General features: G+C 34.1%; 14 protein-coding genes and 1 pseudogene. 11 read left to right on the forward strand and 4 right to left on the reverse strand.

The features are described 5' to 3' along the window. The 3 genes from argH to mnmE form a co-directional block, all read left to right on the forward strand. Positions 1-1,300, forward strand: a 1,300-nt coding sequence (gene argH / locus FKM95_RS01020) for an argininosuccinate lyase (protein WP_226338824.1), incomplete at its 5' end; no start/stop codon positions are given. 29 nt (positions 1,301-1,329) lie between these two features. After that, positions 1,330-1,515 carry a ribonuclease P protein component gene (locus FKM95_RS01025; RefSeq protein WP_159128913.1) on the forward strand — a complete coding sequence of 62 codons (186 nt, stop codon included), beginning with the start codon at positions 1,330-1,332 and terminating at the stop codon, positions 1,513-1,515. A 59-nt stretch (positions 1,516-1,574) separates the two neighbouring features. Continuing rightward, entirely contained in the window at positions 1,575-2,942 is a 1,368-nt protein-coding gene (gene mnmE / locus FKM95_RS01030) for a tRNA uridine-5-carboxymethylaminomethyl(34) synthesis GTPase MnmE (protein ID WP_159128970.1), read from the forward strand. A gap of 326 nt (positions 2,943-3,268) precedes the next feature. Here mnmE and clpP read toward each other — a convergent pair whose 3' ends face one another. Beyond that, the gene (gene clpP, locus FKM95_RS01035) at positions 3,269-3,886 is read right to left on the reverse strand and encodes an ATP-dependent Clp endopeptidase proteolytic subunit ClpP (protein WP_206167476.1); all 618 of its coding nucleotides are present in this window, start codon (positions 3,884-3,886) and stop codon (positions 3,269-3,271) included. Between the two features lie 74 nt (positions 3,887-3,960). Between clpP and serS the strand changes: the two genes are divergently transcribed. Then, the gene (gene serS / locus FKM95_RS01040) at positions 3,961-5,214 is read left to right on the forward strand and encodes a serine--tRNA ligase (protein WP_159128813.1); all 1,254 of its coding nucleotides are present in this window, start codon (positions 3,961-3,963) and stop codon (positions 5,212-5,214) included. Between the two features lie 15 nt (positions 5,215-5,229). Here the strand turns inward: serS and glyS are convergent, their stop codons facing one another. Continuing rightward, positions 5,230-7,152, reverse strand: coding sequence for a glycine--tRNA ligase subunit beta (glyS, locus tag FKM95_RS01045; RefSeq protein WP_159128812.1), 1,923 nt, complete (start codon positions 7,150-7,152; stop codon positions 5,230-5,232). Further along, positions 7,152-8,075: a glycine--tRNA ligase subunit alpha gene (gene glyQ, locus FKM95_RS01050; protein WP_159128811.1), complete on the reverse strand. Its 924-nt coding sequence runs from the start codon at positions 8,073-8,075 to the stop codon at positions 7,152-7,154. The genes glyS and glyQ overlap by 1 nt, the downstream gene beginning before the upstream one ends. A gap of 136 nt (positions 8,076-8,211) precedes the next feature. On the opposite strand from glyQ, the gene FKM95_RS01055 reads away from it, so the two are divergent. The 7 genes and pseudogenes from FKM95_RS01055 to map all read left to right on the forward strand — a co-directional run bounded on the left by FKM95_RS01055 (position 8,212) and on the right by map (position 14,633). After that, a complete protein-coding gene (locus tag FKM95_RS01055; RefSeq protein ID WP_226338825.1) occupies positions 8,212-8,400 on the forward strand; it encodes a hypothetical protein in 189 nt (62 codons plus the stop codon). A 73-nt stretch (positions 8,401-8,473) separates the two neighbouring features. Beyond that, positions 8,474-8,737, forward strand: a pseudogene (locus FKM95_RS01060) (hypothetical protein); the annotation flags it as partial. A 438-nt stretch (positions 8,738-9,175) separates the two neighbouring features. Next, on the forward strand, positions 9,176-10,906 hold the full coding sequence (locus tag FKM95_RS01065) for a thiamine pyrophosphate-dependent enzyme (protein ID WP_159128860.1): 1,731 nt from the start codon (positions 9,176-9,178) through the stop codon (positions 10,904-10,906). Positions 10,907-10,932: 26 nt separating this feature from the next. Next, positions 10,933-11,922 carry a ketol-acid reductoisomerase gene (ilvC, locus tag FKM95_RS01070; protein WP_159128859.1) on the forward strand — a complete coding sequence of 330 codons (990 nt, stop codon included), beginning with the start codon at positions 10,933-10,935 and terminating at the stop codon, positions 11,920-11,922. Between the two features lie 7 nt (positions 11,923-11,929). Beyond that, positions 11,930-13,426, forward strand: a complete 1,497-nt coding sequence (locus FKM95_RS01075; protein WP_159128858.1) for a 2-isopropylmalate synthase — start codon at positions 11,930-11,932, stop codon at positions 13,424-13,426. Positions 13,427-13,431: 5 nt separating this feature from the next. Then, positions 13,432-13,689 (forward strand): 30S ribosomal protein S15, encoded by a 258-nt coding sequence (gene rpsO / locus FKM95_RS01080; protein WP_276530306.1) that lies wholly within the window; start codon positions 13,432-13,434, stop codon positions 13,687-13,689. A gap of 158 nt (positions 13,690-13,847) precedes the next feature. Continuing rightward, positions 13,848-14,633 carry a type I methionyl aminopeptidase gene (gene map / locus FKM95_RS01085; RefSeq protein WP_159128856.1) on the forward strand — a complete coding sequence of 262 codons (786 nt, stop codon included), beginning with the start codon at positions 13,848-13,850 and terminating at the stop codon, positions 14,631-14,633. Between the two features lie 41 nt (positions 14,634-14,674). Here the strand turns inward: map and dapB are convergent, their stop codons facing one another. Continuing rightward, a complete protein-coding gene (gene dapB / locus FKM95_RS01090; protein ID WP_159128855.1) occupies positions 14,675-15,427 on the reverse strand; it encodes a 4-hydroxy-tetrahydrodipicolinate reductase in 753 nt (250 codons plus the stop codon). Positions 15,428-15,525: the final 98 nt, after the last annotated feature.

Raw genomic sequence — 15,525 nt, forward strand, 5'->3', positions numbered from 1 at the left:
ACAAGATGTAATACTTTCAAAAGCATGGACATACGTATTATATACAATAGGCATAGTTAAAAAACATGAACAACTAATACTAGAACAAGAACTAAACAACATCTTAACAAAAACCCTAACTTCTAGTTCTAATATAAAAAAGAGTAACTCTGAAGACGTACACACCTGGGTCGAAAATAAACTAACAAAGTTTTTAGGCCCTGTAGGTAAAAGAATCCATACTGGAAGAAGCCGAAATGACCAAATTACGACTGACTCAAAACTATGGTGTATAAAAGAAATAGAACTAATAATACCTATAATAAACTCCTTACAAAAAAGAATAATAACCTTATCTGAAAAGCATATAGAAACAATAATACCAGGCTACACTCATTTACAAAAAGCTCAACCAACTACATTTGCACATTGGTGCTTAGCCTATAATGAAATGCTATTAAGAGATAAACTAAGACTAACTGATTCCTTAAAAAGAACATCCGTTAGCCCTTTAGGATCTGGCTCTATTTCAGGAACTTCATACAATATAGACAGAGAACAACTATCTAAATGGTTATACTTTAACAACTCAACGAATAATAGCATTGATAGTATTTCAGATAGAGACTACATAGTTGAACTAATATCAGCTGCTACAATTAGTATAATACATTTATCAAGACTTTCAGAAGATCTAATCTTTTTCAATACAGAAGAAGCTAGCTTAGTAGAACTAACAGACAGTATAACTTCAGGCTCATCTCTAATGCCACAAAAGAAAAACCCAGACGCATTAGAATTGTTAAAAGGGAAATCAGGTAAAATACACGGCTCGCTTACTAATATAATAACTATTCTAAAAGGATTACCTTTAGCCTATAATAAAGATATGCAAGAAGATAAGGCAGCTTTACTAGATACAATAACTACCTGGAAGGAATGTTTATATATAACAAAGCTAGTAATAAAAAACATAAAGATAAAGCTAAAAAGCTGTCTAATAAAAGCAAAACAAGGATATTCTAATGCTACAGAGCTCGCAGATTACCTAGTAAATAAAGGAATACCTTTTAGGAAAGCACATAAGATTACAGGAAGGATAGTAATAAAAGGACTAGCTATAAAAACCCCAATAGAATCTCTAAGCTTAAAAACTTTAACTAAGATAACCCCAGTAGTTAAAGAAGATGTTTATAGGTTTTTAAAGATAGGTTCTTGTATAATAAAACGTAACTCAAAAGGAGGAACATCAATAAACCAAGTTATCCTAAATATCCTAGTAAATAAAAAGCTACTAACTGCTTCCTATTATCATAACTAATTCCTCCAACAAACCACTAGCTAATACTTATGGGAGTTTCTAAACCTATAAAAGAACCAAGAACCATAGTAATGCTAAGAAATATGTTTTCTATAGGAAACCCAAGAGTTGGAATAATAATAATAAAAACCCATATCAAGTTAGCATATGAAAGAAGCTACATAAAAAGGTTATCTAGAGAAAGTATTAGGATAATTAGTCTTTTGGTTAACTAATAGAAGAAGCTAAGAACTATAACCATGCTAACCCATAGCTCCAACAGCCAATATATCATATGAAAGCTAATAAAAAAGAAGAAACAATAATAGCTTTGTCAACGTCCCAAGGAACTAGTGGAATAGGAATAATAAGAACATCAGGTTCTAAATCAAAGATGATAGCCATAAAAATACTTGGAAAGATACCAGAACCAAGAGTAGCTGAGCTTTTAGACTTCTTTGATTCAGCTAATTCAATAATAGATAAAGGACTAGCTATATTCTTCCCTAAACCAAGTTCTTTTACCGGAGAAGATGTTTTAGAACTGCAAGGACATGGTAATCCAATTATATTAGACACTGTAATACAAACCATAGTAAGAGCAACAGGAATAAGAATAGCATCTCCTGGTGAGTTTTTAAAAAGAGCTTTCTTAAATAGAAAAATAGATCTAACACAAGCGGAAGCTATTTCAGATATAATAACTACCACTTCACTAAGAACTGCAAAAAGCGCAATGAAGGCAATGCTAGGAAGGTTTTCAGAAGAAGTTAACAACATAAAAGCCCTAATAACAAAAGCCCGTATTAACATAGAATCTAATCTTTGCTTTACTGAAGAAGATAATATCTCAAAAAGAAAAGCAAACAAACTAATAAATAAAGCCTTATTAGAAACAAAAAGGCTATATAATAAAACAAAAGCCACTAACAAACTACCTATAGGAAAAACTATAGTAATAGCAGGTGCACCCAACACAGGAAAGTCAAGTATATTCAACGCAATAACAGAAAGCGATACAGCAATTGTAACAGAGTTAGCAGGAACAACAAGAGATGTATTATATAAAAGTATATCTATTTCAGGATTGTCTTTAAACATAGTAGATACTGCCGGGATGCATAAGACAAAAGATATGTTAGAAAAGATAGGTATAAAAAGAACTTGGGGTGAAGTTAAAAAAGCAGATCACATACTATTAGTAAGAACTAATCTAACTAAAGAAGATAGGATACCAAACATTCTAACAAGATATTTCTCAGGAAAGGGCATAACAATAATAATAAATAAGATAGACTTAACAAAAGAAAAAGCAGAGATAATTCCCATAGAAAGCAGCTACAACATAGTTAAGCTATCTGCAAAAACAGGAGAAGGGATAGATCTTCTTAAAAAGCATTTAAAAAGTATATTAGCCCCCGAAGAGCCAATAGAAGCTAACTTCATAGTCAAGAAAAGGCATATAAACATATTAAAGACCACAATAAGATATCTTATAAAGGCTTCTAAAGTCCATATAGAAACCATAAATACACATATAGCAGAAGAGGTTGGGTTAGCAGAAAAGGAATTAGCTAAGATAGGTGGAGAAGCTAATAGTGGTTATATGCTAAATGAAGGTATACTAAATGGGATCTTTTCTAGTCTTTGTATCGGTAAGTAAAAGGGTTCTAGCGGAGGGAGAGAGTGACTTCAGATTGAGAGGGTTGATTACCTAAGGAAGAGGAAGGAGGAGTTCTTCAGAACCATCTACCATCTTGTTATGATTCTACTTCAAACACTCATCTAAGACTCACCTAGACTCACCTTCAACATCAGATTCACCTTCAACAACCCACAAGAGCTATCCTCTCCTTCCTCCCCCCAACACTTCCAACATTCCCAACAGACCGATAGAGCTAACACATAACAAGCTTCCGGGGTTGGTTGCTAAGAACTAACCTAACTATAGCTACAAGCTCTTTGAAATACTACTAGAACCACTTTGTCTTAGCGATGTACTAAAACATGATCAATTAACCCATAGCTAACTGCTTCTTCTGGTGTTAAAAAGTAGTCACGCTCAGTATCTCTTTCTATTAGCTCTAACCCCATACCAGTATGCTTAGAAAGCAACCCATTTAACCGAGCTCTTATCTTTAGTATTTCCTTTGCATGTATTTCAATGTCAGTAGCTTGTCCTTGAAAACTACCAAGAGGCTGATGTATCATAATTCGAGAGTTGGGTAAACTAAAGCGCTTTCCATTAGTTCCAGCAGCTAATAGAAAGGCTGCCATTGAAGAAGCTTGACCCATACAAAGCGTATTCACATTTGGTTTTATAAACTGCATAGTATCATATATTGTCATACCTGAAGTTATAATACCACCAGGCGAGTTAATATAAAGATAAATGTCTTTACTTGGGTTTTCTGCTTCTAAATACAATAGCTGTGCAGAAACTAAGTTAGCCATATAATCCTCTATTTGTCCAGTAATGAATATTATACGCTCCCTTAGCAAACGAGAATAGATATCATAAGAACGTTCTCCTCTTGGAGTTTGTTCAATAACCATAGGTATAAGCTTCAATATGTTAGTCTTTTGATTCTTTAGTTTATATTGCATATAGTATACCCCCTCTCCTCTTATAGCTTATAGTTAGACTAGAGAAATTAACTATTAAAACCCCTAGGAATAATATGTTAAACCCAACCTTGTTTCGCAATAAGCTTAACCTAACTACTAATAAACTAATTCGTAGAAAACACCTATTAAATATAAAAACTATATCTGAACAAGAAGAACGTAGAAAAGCACTACAAACAGAAACATACTATTTACAAACTATAAAAAATATAAGATCTAAAACCATAGGCTATAGCAAACCAAAAGGAAAAGATGTTTCTTTGGCTTTAAAAGAAGTTAATGATATAGAAGTATCTATAAAAGCCGTAAGCTGTGTACTAAATAATATAAAAGAATCCATATATAGCTATAGCTTGCTAATACCTAATGTGCCTGTATATAACATACAACAAGAAGACACAGAACCTGTATGCTGGAGTGAGCCTACTAAGTATAGGTTTAATATCCGTAATCATATAGAGCTAGGAAGGCTAAATAAAACCATTGACTTTCCTAGCGCAGCAAGAATATCAGGTTCTAACTTTGTAGTAATAAGTGGTAACTTAGCTAGCATATATCGGATATTAGCCCAACATATGATAACTATTCATACTGTTTCCCATGCCTATAAAGAACAATATTTACCATATTTAGTTAACTATGAATCTATGCTAGGGTCTGGACAACTACCAAAGTTTAGTAAAGATATATTCCATATTAATGAACCTAATAAACTGCTTATCCCAACTGGAGAAGTGCCTTTAATTAACTTAATAAGGGATAGAATTATTGATGAAGAAGTATTGCCACTGAAGCTAGTAGCAAATACTCCCTGTTTTCGATATGAAGTTGGCTCATATGGAAAAGCTTCTCAAGGATTACTAAGACTACACCAATTTGATAAAGTAGAACTAATGCAAGCAGTTAACCCAGGGGTTTCTATGCAAGCTCTTGAAGAAATAGCATTTCATGCGGAAAAGATATTACAGTTATTAAACCTACCATATAGAAAGCTATTATTATCCGGAAAGAACCTTAGCTTTTCCGCTTCTAAATCTTATGACTTAGAAACCTGGCTACCTTCTCAAGCCATATATAAAGAAGTTTCTTCTTGTTCAAATACTACTGGGTTTCAGTCTCGACGTATATTAGCACGCTATCGGAATAAGCTAGATAAAAAGATATATCTATTACATTTACTAAATGGCTCTGGTTTAGCAGTAGGAAGAACTTTAGTAGCTATATTAGAAACCTATCAAACAAAAGATGGTAGAATAAAAACCCCTGAATTACTCAGGAACCAAATGGATAATATTGATTATGTTTAGCTAGTCTTCCTGCTCTTAGTTAAAATAGGACATATCTGCTATATGTATATAGGCGTCTTTTAACTTATTCAATAAAACTAATCTATTATTTCGTATAGGTTTGGGTTTATCTAAAATGAAAACATCCTTAAAAAACCCACATATTTGCTTAGATAGCTTTAATAGCTGTAATGAGGTTTCTGAAAAGTCTAACTTATCTAGTAAATACCCTATCTTTTTGATATAAAACATATGTTGCTTATATATATTAACTTCTTCTGAATTCCTAAATAAATACCTATTAAGCTTAGACCTATTGCTAATGTAACTAAGCTTTATAAAGATATTTGTTATTCTCTTATTAGCTTCTAAGATATGCTTAAACCCTTTAAGTCTTTGGATATATCTTAACAAACATATTCGAATGTGTATATTTAAAGGATATTCGATTGACAGCCCTAAAACAGAACTTATAGTGTTACTACTATAACCTAAAGACAGATACCAGCCTTTTAGTTTCTTAAGATAATAGAAAGCGACTAAATATGTTAGCTTCTTATTTATTAGTTTATTCCCATATGTACTAACTGTCTTTTTTATTAGGGCTTTTATGTTCAATATTAACCTATTTTCTATTATTATTCGAAAGATGCCTATAATAAAACGCTTTGAACTATAAGGATCTTTATTTCCCTTAGGAACCCCATTAACACCTATTATACCAATAATATTATCAGCCTTATCAGAAATACCTACAGAACAGCCTACTAAAGTTGTTGGCAGTATGTCATTTGAAACCCGAGGTAAATATTGTTCCATCAAAGCTAATGCCACTTCTTTAGGTTCGTCGTCATGTTCAGCATGGTACATACCTACAAATCCATATAGATCTTTAAACTCATAAACCATTTTTGTAGCTAAGTCACATTTTGATAGTAGGCCAGCTCGAGATGCGTTTATATGATTAGTTCCTATATGCTGAGAAACCCAGCTTGATAGATATTCTATTCTGTGGAGACTTTCCCGCAAAGTGCCTAAGCTTTTTTCAAACAACATAATATTTAGCTCTGGAATGAAATGTTCTAATCTTTTATATCGGTCCTTACTTATGAAATATATAGCGTCTATTAAACGAGGACATATTACCTTTTGGTTATCGCTAATAACTTTAGAAGTTCTATTTGGAATAATGTTGCTTATATATATAAAATATGGTAATAGCTTATGGTTATGTTTATGGTTAGCTTCTGCTTCAGATATTGGAAAATACTTTTGATTAGTTTTAATAGCAAATACTAATATTTCTTTAGGTATTATTAAAAAGCTTTTATTAAAAGCTCCTATAAAAACAGTAACCCATTCTACCATGCTTGTCACTTCTGCCAAAAGGCTAGAGTCTATATTAACAACTCCTTTAGGTTTAGCTATGGTTTTAGCTTTATCGTAAACTATTTTTGAACGTAAACAATAATCAGCTATTACTTTTCCTCTTTCTAATAATAGTTTTAAATAGCTATTTGCGTGACTTATGCATATGCTTTTATCTCCTATATGCCTATGTCCGTTTACGAAGCTATTGGAAACAGTTCCTAGTATGGATCCATGTATTTTCTTATTATTTAGAAATATAGTTAATGTATGTAAAGGACGAATAAACTTAAAGCCTGTCTCATTTCCATTCCAGTACATTGACTTAAAAGAAGTAAAAGCTTTTAAAGAATTAAAAACTATATCATATAGTCTTTCTTTCTCTGGATAAATATTATTCTTTGATTTAGATATCTTATTAACTTTTAAAACAAGTTTGCGAGGTGTATATAAAACAAATAGGGTTCCATAGCTAATATTTAGTTTATTTAGTTCTTTTCTAAAAGCACTCATAAAAGACTGTGCTATGGTTAATATTATGTCATATGGTAATTCTTCTAACCCAAAAGCTACTATAAAGTCACAAGTCATTATATTATTCCTCTTTTTGGAAACCCAATAGACTTTCGATATATATAATACTTTTTAGCTATTTCTTTTACTAATGAGCGTATACACATTATGTGAGACTTCCTTTCAGTAGTTGATAAAGCATTTCGAGCATCTAATAAGTTAAATATATGCACAGCTTTTAAAACAAATTCATAAGCAGAACCTAATAAAACCTTAGTAAACCTTAAGAGCTTTTGAACTTCCTTCATATGTATCTCAAATAAGCTAAACAGTAGCTTTAAGTCTGAATATTCAAAGCTATATATTGAATGATCTATTTCACTTTTTAAGAACATTTCTCCATATGAGACATAACCAAAAAGACCAGCACTCCACGAAATGGCGTATATGTTATTAACATCTTGTATGTGCATAGCTAACCGTTCTAAGCCATATGTAATTTCAGTAGTAACAGGTTTAGAGATTAAGCCCCCAACCTGTTGAAAATAGGTGAGCTGTGTAATCTCCAGCCCATTAAGCCATACCTCCCAACCTATACCCCAAGTCGCTAAAGTTGGGTTCTCCCAGTTATCATCTACAAACCGAAGGTCATTATATCTTAAGTCAATGTCTAAAGATTCTATCGACTTTATATAGATATTTTGTATATCTTTTGGGGCTGGTTTTATAGCTACTTGAAACTGATAATAGTGTTGTAATCGGTTTGTAGGTTTTCCGAATCTACCATCACTGGGCCTGCGAGATGGTTGAATATATGCTATTGCAGTTGGTTCAGGCCCAATAGAGTTTAAAAAGCACATAGGATGCGATGTTCCAGCCCCAACTTCTATATCTATTGGCTGTATTAGCATACAACCAACCTTTGACCAAAAGCATTGAAGTCGAGATATTAGCTCTTGAAAAGGAATAGTATTCTTATTCTTATTAGAACTCTTTTCCATTGGGAAGCCTCTAGGGTTATCTATTATAGGTTAGTAAAGGTAAAAAGGTATTGCTATTGGGGGGTGGGGAAAGAGAGAGAGTGGAAGTAGGGGAGAGAAGCATATAGCATATAGAGAATGTGATGTGGAGGTACGTTTGAGAGGTATATATATAGAGGAGGAAGTATGGGTGTTGGAGGTGGTAGTGGTAGTGGTAGTGGTAGTGGTAGTGGTAGTGGTAGTGGTAGTGGTAGTGGTAGTGGTAGTGGTAGTGGTAGTGGAAGTGGAGGTGGAAAGAGAAGGAGGGTGTGGATGTATAGGGGTAGGAGTAGGGGTAGGAGTATAGGAGAGAGGAAGGAAAGGTGGACTTAAAAGGTGGGGAAGCTCAGGAATGAGGACTTTCAAGGAAGGAAGAAGCTGCTTCTGTTTTAGATATCGTAGAAGCCATATATAAAGAAATATCAATAACAAAAAGCTGGTCCATAAATATGATAACTGAAATAATACAAAAGATATCAATAAGCCTAAATATAGCTGTCTGTAATATAGCTATGCTATTAAGAATAGGCTTATTAGGAAAAGCTGTATCACCAGGAATAACTCAAGTCATAAACATATTTAATAAAGAGTCTCTACTAAAACGTATAAAAAAGGTAATTACAATGCTTAAATATAACTATTGAAACAGTTGTTAGCTATTAACTTCTTTCAGACATAATAGGGGTTTCAACTAGAACTATAACATAATTACATACTATAACAAAATAGATTAGAAACAGCTAGTCAAAAGCAGGTAACAGATAAACCCCAAACGCCAATACATATGAAAGTGTTAATATACATATGCTTCTCTCTTCTCTATTCTCTATTCTCTATTCTCTATTCTCTTTAGCAGATGTCAAACCAGTAACAATGTTAAATAGAGCTCGAGCTCCTACTACATGGTACCCCAATAGAATCCTAGAAAGGTTTCGCTGGAGACGCTAGCCTATCAAGAGAGACCATTTATTCCCCTCCCCCCACAATATATTAACTACTAAATAAGCATACGCACTTCTCCAGATAACACACCCCTAGAACACTGTTAACACTAACTAACCTACCTTCAATCTTCACTTAGAATGGACAAGAACAAACAGCTACATATCATCGGAGCTTCAGTCTTAGTAGAAGCTCTATCAAAGACAGGAATAAACCCAATCTGGGGTTATCCAGGGGGTTCAGTATTAAATGTATACGACGAACTATACAAACAAACCACACTAAAGCACGTCTTAGTAAGAAATGAACAAACTGCAATATTTGCGGCAAGCGTTTCCTTTAGACTTAGCAAAAAGCCAGGAATATGTCTGGTTACTTCAGGCCCTGGCATAACTAACGCTATCACTGGAATAGTGGCTTCACTCTCAGACTCACTTCCACTTCTAATATTGAGTGGACAAGTGCCGCTAAAAGCAATAGGTAAACAAGCTTTCCAAGAATGCGATACTGTTAATATTACTAGCCCCTGCACCAAACGCAACTTTCTTATACATCGAGTGCAGGGCCTATTCAAGGTTTTAAAGGAAGCTATGTACGTTGCTAATAATAACAGATATTCACCCGTACTAGTTGACTTCCCCAAAAGCGTATCAAAAACACTCTTTGTTTGCTTAAACGACGTTCCACCTCAAACCCATGAAAGCATTCAAAAAAGAACAAAGCCTCAATACAACCAACAACTCTATCAAAGACAGAAAGCTAGCATAAATACATTGACTTCACACATTTCATCCTCTAACAGGCCTCTATTATACATAGGCGGAGGCTTGAATAACTATTCAACTTTGAAAGAACTAAAGAAAACACTAAACATTATTGGCACTCCAACTACTAACACTTTAATGAACTTCGGAACACAACGAACTCATTTTAACTTAGGAATGCTTGGAATGCACGGCAAATACTTTTCTAACCTGGCAGTACATTATTGCGATTTACTGTTTGCAGTTGGTTCCAGATTTGATGACAGAGTTATAGGAAACATAAACCATTTTAATACTATTCCGAGAAAGGTAGTATATATAAACGTAGATATCAGCATTAAGCGCAGTTTTAAATTCAATGTGGTTATCTTAGAAAATATCAAACACACCTTCAGGAGCATTATATCCTTTCTATATAGAACCACAAACAACCGTAACTATTCAGCTTGGTTTCAACTAATCAAAAGCTGGAAGTTTCAATCTTCTGACGTTAAAAGAAACTTAGTTAGTCTAAAGAGCATGTTTTCTACCCTTGAAGTAACTACAAGGAATCAAGCCATCATATGCTCTGACGTAGGTCAACACCAAATGTGGGTAGCGCAGCATTTCAACCTTCACCATGGAAAATGGATAACCTCAGGTGGTTTAGGGGCAATGGGGTCAGGATTGTCTTTTGCCCTAGGTGCTAAAGTATCTAGTCCAAAAGCTGATGTAATATGCTTTATCGGTGATGGGTCTGTCCAAATGAGTCTCCAAGAGTTTTCAACATTAAAGCAACTAAACGCGCCAGTCACTGTTTTAATTCTTAATAACAAAAGCTTAGGCATGGTTAAACAATGGCAACGCATAGAACATAATGGTCGCTTCTCTCAGTCTACCATGAAAGCTAGTGTTAACTTCACTAACATCTCCAGGTCATATGGACATTTCGGGTTAAGTTTGGTTTCTTTAAAAAGATTAAAACCTACGCTTATTGAGTCAGTTAACCAAAAAGACTGCACAGTTGTTCTAGACATTTGTTTAAGCGAACATGAAAGCGTTTGGCCAATGGTTCAGTCAGGAAAAGGAATCACTAATATGCATCTACGACATACTGATGTTAACTAATAAACCCCAAGGGAGAATCAAAGAACATGAAGCTACTATATAGTGCAGATGGCAGTCTAGAAAACATTAAGTCTAAGTCAGTAACGATAGTTGGTTACGGTTCTCAAGGGCATGCACACGCTTTGAATCTAAGGGACAGCGGCATTGAAGTCACTATTGGTTTAAGACATGGTTCCTCTTGGAACAATGCTATTAAAAATGACTTCGTTGTTAAAAGTATCCCAGAAGCAGTTAGAAACGCAGATCTTGTTATGCTGCTAATTCCAGACGAAGAAATGAGCGCGGTATATATATCAGAAATACATAACAACATAAAAAAGGACTCAACATTAGCTTTTGCTCATGGGTTTAATGTGCATTACAACCAAATTGTTCCAAGAAGCGATCTAAATGTAATAATGATTGCTCCAAAAGCACCGGGTCATATGGTTAGGGAAACATATATTAAAGGACATGGTGTTCCACATCTGATCGCTGTTTGGAGAGATAACTCAAACAACTCCAAGGAAGTAGCTTTAGCTTATGCTATCGCAAATGGTGGTGGCTTCGCTGGAATTATCGAAACAACTTTTAAAGATGAAACTGAAACAGATTTATTTGGAGAGCAGGTGGTGCTATGTGGAGGCTTAACAGAACTAATAAAAGCAGGTTTCGAAACTCTTATTGAACATGGATACAAACCAGAACTCGCATATTTCGAATGCATACACGAAGTTAAACTTATCGTAGACTTAATATACCAAGGTGGTATTTCTGGTTTAAATAGCTCTATCTCCAATAATGCAGAATACGGTGAATATACAGTAGGTCCCAAAGTTATTAACCAAACCACAAAGAACATAATGAAAGAAGCTCTAAATGACATCCAAACTGGAAAATATGCTAAGGACTTCATATTAGAGAAAAAGGCCAACTCTCCAATTCTAACAACAAAAAGAAGTCTCCTGAAAACACATCTATTAGAAAAGGTTGGTCGGTTCTTAAGAGCTAAGATGTCTTGGACAAAAAGCAGTTAGACATTCCATGAGTAAAAGCCTTATTATCCTAGATACAACTTTAAGAGATGGCGAACAAGCACCAGGAGTTTTAATGAGTCCTAACGAAAAGCTAATCATTGCAAGAAAGCTAGAACTTATGAAGGTTAATATTATAGAAGCAGGCTTTGCAGCTAGTTCAGTTGCAGATTTCAAATCAATTAAAAATATCTCAGCAGCTGTAAAAAACTGCACTATTTGTTCTTTAGCTAGAGCAAACAAGTCGGACATAGAGCTCGCTGCTGAAGCTCTTAAACCAGCATCGAGGTCAAGAATACACACCTTTATCGCAACTTCAGAAATCCACATAAGAAACAAACTACGAACTACACCAGAGCATGTCTATGAAGCAGCTAAAACAGCTGTTAGGTTCGCTCGTAAGTATACAGATGACGTTGAGTTTTCTCCGGAAGACTGTTCCAGGTCAAACATAAGCTTCCTATCTTCGCTCCTAGAATGTGTAATTAACGAAGGAGCTAACACTATTAACATAACAGACACAGTGGGCATAGAAACTCCTGGCTCTTTTGGTTCCCTAGTCAAAAGAATAAAAGAAAATATCCCTAACTCAGACAAAGCAACCTTTTCAGTACACTGTCACAATGACTTAGGATTAGCAGTTGCGAACACATTGGCTGGCATAAAACAAGGAGGTGCTAAACAAGTAGAATGCACTGTCAATGGCATCGGTGAACGCTCAGGTAATGCACCACTAGAAGAGGTTGTTATGGCATTAAACACCAAACGTCAGTTCTTTGGCATGAGCTCTCAAGTGGACACCAAACAAATATTATCTCTATCAAACTTAGTTGCCAAATACTCAGACTTAAGAATACAACCCACAAAGCCTATAGTAGGACAAAATGCTTTTGCTCATGCATCTGGAATTCACCAAGATGGTATTCTAAAGTGCAGAGAAACTTACGAAATAATGAATGCAAAGGACATAGGTTGGAAAAAGAATAGAATAGTTCTAGGGAAACTTTCAGGTTCAAACGCTTTTAAGTATAAGCTAAAAGAGCTAAACGTCCGTCTTAATAGGTCTAGGATTATAGAGTTATTCCACAGCTTCAAACACCTCGCTTCGCTACATAAAAAGATTACCAACTCTGAGCTAAATATTCTAACATCCACAAACCATAGCATATCTAACAAAACAACCAACCTCGCACATTTCTACCTTTGCTACAGCATTAAACATGGTTCATACTCAAGAACAACCTTCACACTTCCTAACGGCAAATGTCTATCAAGCGAAGCATTCAATCAAAGCTCTTTAAGTTCAATAGCAAACTGCATAAACAGCTTTCATTCTCTTGAAGCACAACTCAAAACATACAGCTGCCTGCTAAAAGAGCAAGTATTCATTACCAACATTGTAATAAAAAAGATCAGGTTAGAACAAACGGAAGTCACTATCAAAACTAAAGATATTATCCAAGCTTTCACAAACGCTTACTCCACAGTCTTAAATAAATGTATTTAATAGGTATGGATAAACAATATATCGTCTCATTATTTGGTAAGAGTAGTTTTGATACAGGTTGTCCTGAAGTTCAAATTGCCATACTAACCTCCAAGATAGATTCATTATCAAAGCTTCATTTTAACAACCATAAAAAAGATAAACACAGTTACAGAGGATTACTAAACCTAATAAACAAACGTAAAAAGCTACTGAACTATTTAAAGTCTATACACATGGCTCGCTACGTCCAGATAACCCAAAAGCTTAAAATAAGAAGGTAGCCTCAATACAACCAGCGTATGGAAGAAGAGGAACTGATATGGCATGCATACAATCCAAGCACCTTTTTATTCTAACATTTCTATCATATATTCTTATGCCAGGGTTCCCACAATAAGCCCTTGTTCTAACTATAACCAAAAGCTATTATAATTATTATATGCTAACATACACTAAAAAAGATGTTACTAAAATACGCTTAGCAAGTATGTTAGCGTCAGAAGTATTAGAAATGATTGAGCCTTATATCAAACCAACCATAGCCACTGGAGAGATAGATGCTTTATGTTTTAAATATATAACAAATATCCTCAAAGCAACACCAGCATGTTTAGGTTATTATGGGTTTCCTAAGTCTATATGCGTTTCAATAAATGAAGTAGTTTGCCATGGAATTCCAAAATACAATCATATAGTTAAAGAAGGAGATATAGTTAATATAGACGTAGCTGTTCTCAAAGAAGGTTTTTATGGTGATACTTCAAAAATGTTCTATGCAGGTGAAGCTGCAGCTAATAGTAAAGAGCTATGCATAGTAGTTCAAGAAAGTCTTTATTTAGCTATTAGGTCTATAAAGCCTGGTATTCGTTTAAGAACTATTGGAAAAGATATTCAAGCTTATGTAGAGGATAAAAACTACTCAGTCGTAAAAGAATATTGTGGTCATGGAATAGGCAGTAAATTCCATGAAGAACCTCAAATACCTCACTACAATACATACGATAATGGAGTGCTTCTTAAAGAAGATATGGCTTTTACTATAGAACCGATGATAAATGCAGGTGAAAGCTATACTTACGTTGAAAAAGATGGTTGGTCTGTAAAAACAAAAGACCATAGCTTATCTGCTCAATATGAGCATACAATTCTAGTAACTAAGGATGGATGTGAAATAATGTCATTAAGAGCAGAAGAGCCTTTATCAAAGCATATCCATAACTTATAACAAGTTAGGTGGTTCTATATCTTTCTATTTCCCCTAACTTCTCAAAGACCTAATACGTTTAACATATTAAATAAGCCTTTAGATTTATTTAACAACCAAGTTGAAGATCTAATAGCTCCATTGGCAAATATCATACGGTTATAGACCTTGTGTGAAATAGTTAAGCATTCATTAAGATCAGCAAAAGATATTTTATGTTCGCCTATGGTATTTCCAATGCGTATTGAAGAAAAGCTAATGGGTTTTAGATATAGCTCAGCAATATAGGTTTTAATCATTAACGCAGTGCCAGATGGAACGTCTCTTTTCTTTTTATGATGCACTTCAATAATTTGAATATCTATGCTTTCTCTTAAAAAAAGGATTATTATTCTTAATAGTTTCAACATTAAAGCTATGCCTATACTAAAGTTAGCAGAATAAGTTATAGCTATATATTTAGATAGTTTAGTTATTATAGAAAGCTGATACCTATTAAAACCGGTAGTTCCTATTACTATGTTTAGTTTATTTAGACAGCATTTGTTTAGATAAACCATAGAAGAATCTGGGTTAGTAAAATCAATTAAAACAATATCTTTTAACCTAGAAGCTAATATGTTATTAGATATGTTAACAGTTAAAGACTTTATATTAGTTAGGTTACATATGTTAATATTATAGTTCTTAAGGTTATTATTAGTTATAGCCAGTCTTATGTTAACTAACTTATTAATATATGAAGATAAAACCAATTGACGTCCCATTCTACCATTTATGCCTGTAATGACCAAGTTAGTTAGTTTATTGTACATAGGTTTATTATATAGCTGTTAGTTTAATATATAGGTTTGGGGGAGGTATATAGAGGGAGGTATATAGGAGAGTGTGAGGGTTGAGGGGTTTGGGGTTT

Origin of the sequence: Candidatus Tremblayella phenacoccinincola (genome assembly GCF_009805595.3) — a bacterium.
GTDB lineage: Bacteria > Pseudomonadota > Gammaproteobacteria > Burkholderiales > Burkholderiaceae > Tremblaya > Tremblaya phenacola_D.

Excerpts from the sequence above, each read along its gene's own strand:
- FKM95_RS01025 (WP_159128913.1), top strand. The coding sequence starts at position 1,330 with ATGGGAGTTTCTAAACCTATAAAAGAACCAAGAACCATAGTAATGCTA.
- mnmE (WP_159128970.1), top strand. The coding sequence starts at position 1,575 with ATGAAAGCTAATAAAAAAGAAGAAACAATAATAGCTTTGTCAACGTCC.
- clpP (WP_206167476.1), bottom strand. The coding sequence starts at position 3,886 with ATGCAATATAAACTAAAGAATCAAAAGACTAACATATTGAAGCTTATA.
- serS (WP_159128813.1), top strand. The coding sequence starts at position 3,961 with ATGTTAAACCCAACCTTGTTTCGCAATAAGCTTAACCTAACTACTAAT.
- glyS (WP_159128812.1), bottom strand. The coding sequence starts at position 7,152 with ATGACTTGTGACTTTATAGTAGCTTTTGGGTTAGAAGAATTACCATAT.
- glyQ (WP_159128811.1), bottom strand. The coding sequence starts at position 8,075 with ATGGAAAAGAGTTCTAATAAGAATAAGAATACTATTCCTTTTCAAGAG.
- FKM95_RS01065 (WP_159128860.1), top strand. The coding sequence starts at position 9,176 with ATGGACAAGAACAAACAGCTACATATCATCGGAGCTTCAGTCTTAGTA.
- ilvC (WP_159128859.1), top strand. The coding sequence starts at position 10,933 with ATGAAGCTACTATATAGTGCAGATGGCAGTCTAGAAAACATTAAGTCT.
- FKM95_RS01075 (WP_159128858.1), top strand. The coding sequence starts at position 11,930 with ATGAGTAAAAGCCTTATTATCCTAGATACAACTTTAAGAGATGGCGAA.
- rpsO (WP_276530306.1), top strand. The coding sequence starts at position 13,432 with ATGGATAAACAATATATCGTCTCATTATTTGGTAAGAGTAGTTTTGAT.
- map (WP_159128856.1), top strand. The coding sequence starts at position 13,848 with ATGCTAACATACACTAAAAAAGATGTTACTAAAATACGCTTAGCAAGT.
- dapB (WP_159128855.1), bottom strand. The coding sequence starts at position 15,427 with ATGTACAATAAACTAACTAACTTGGTCATTACAGGCATAAATGGTAGA.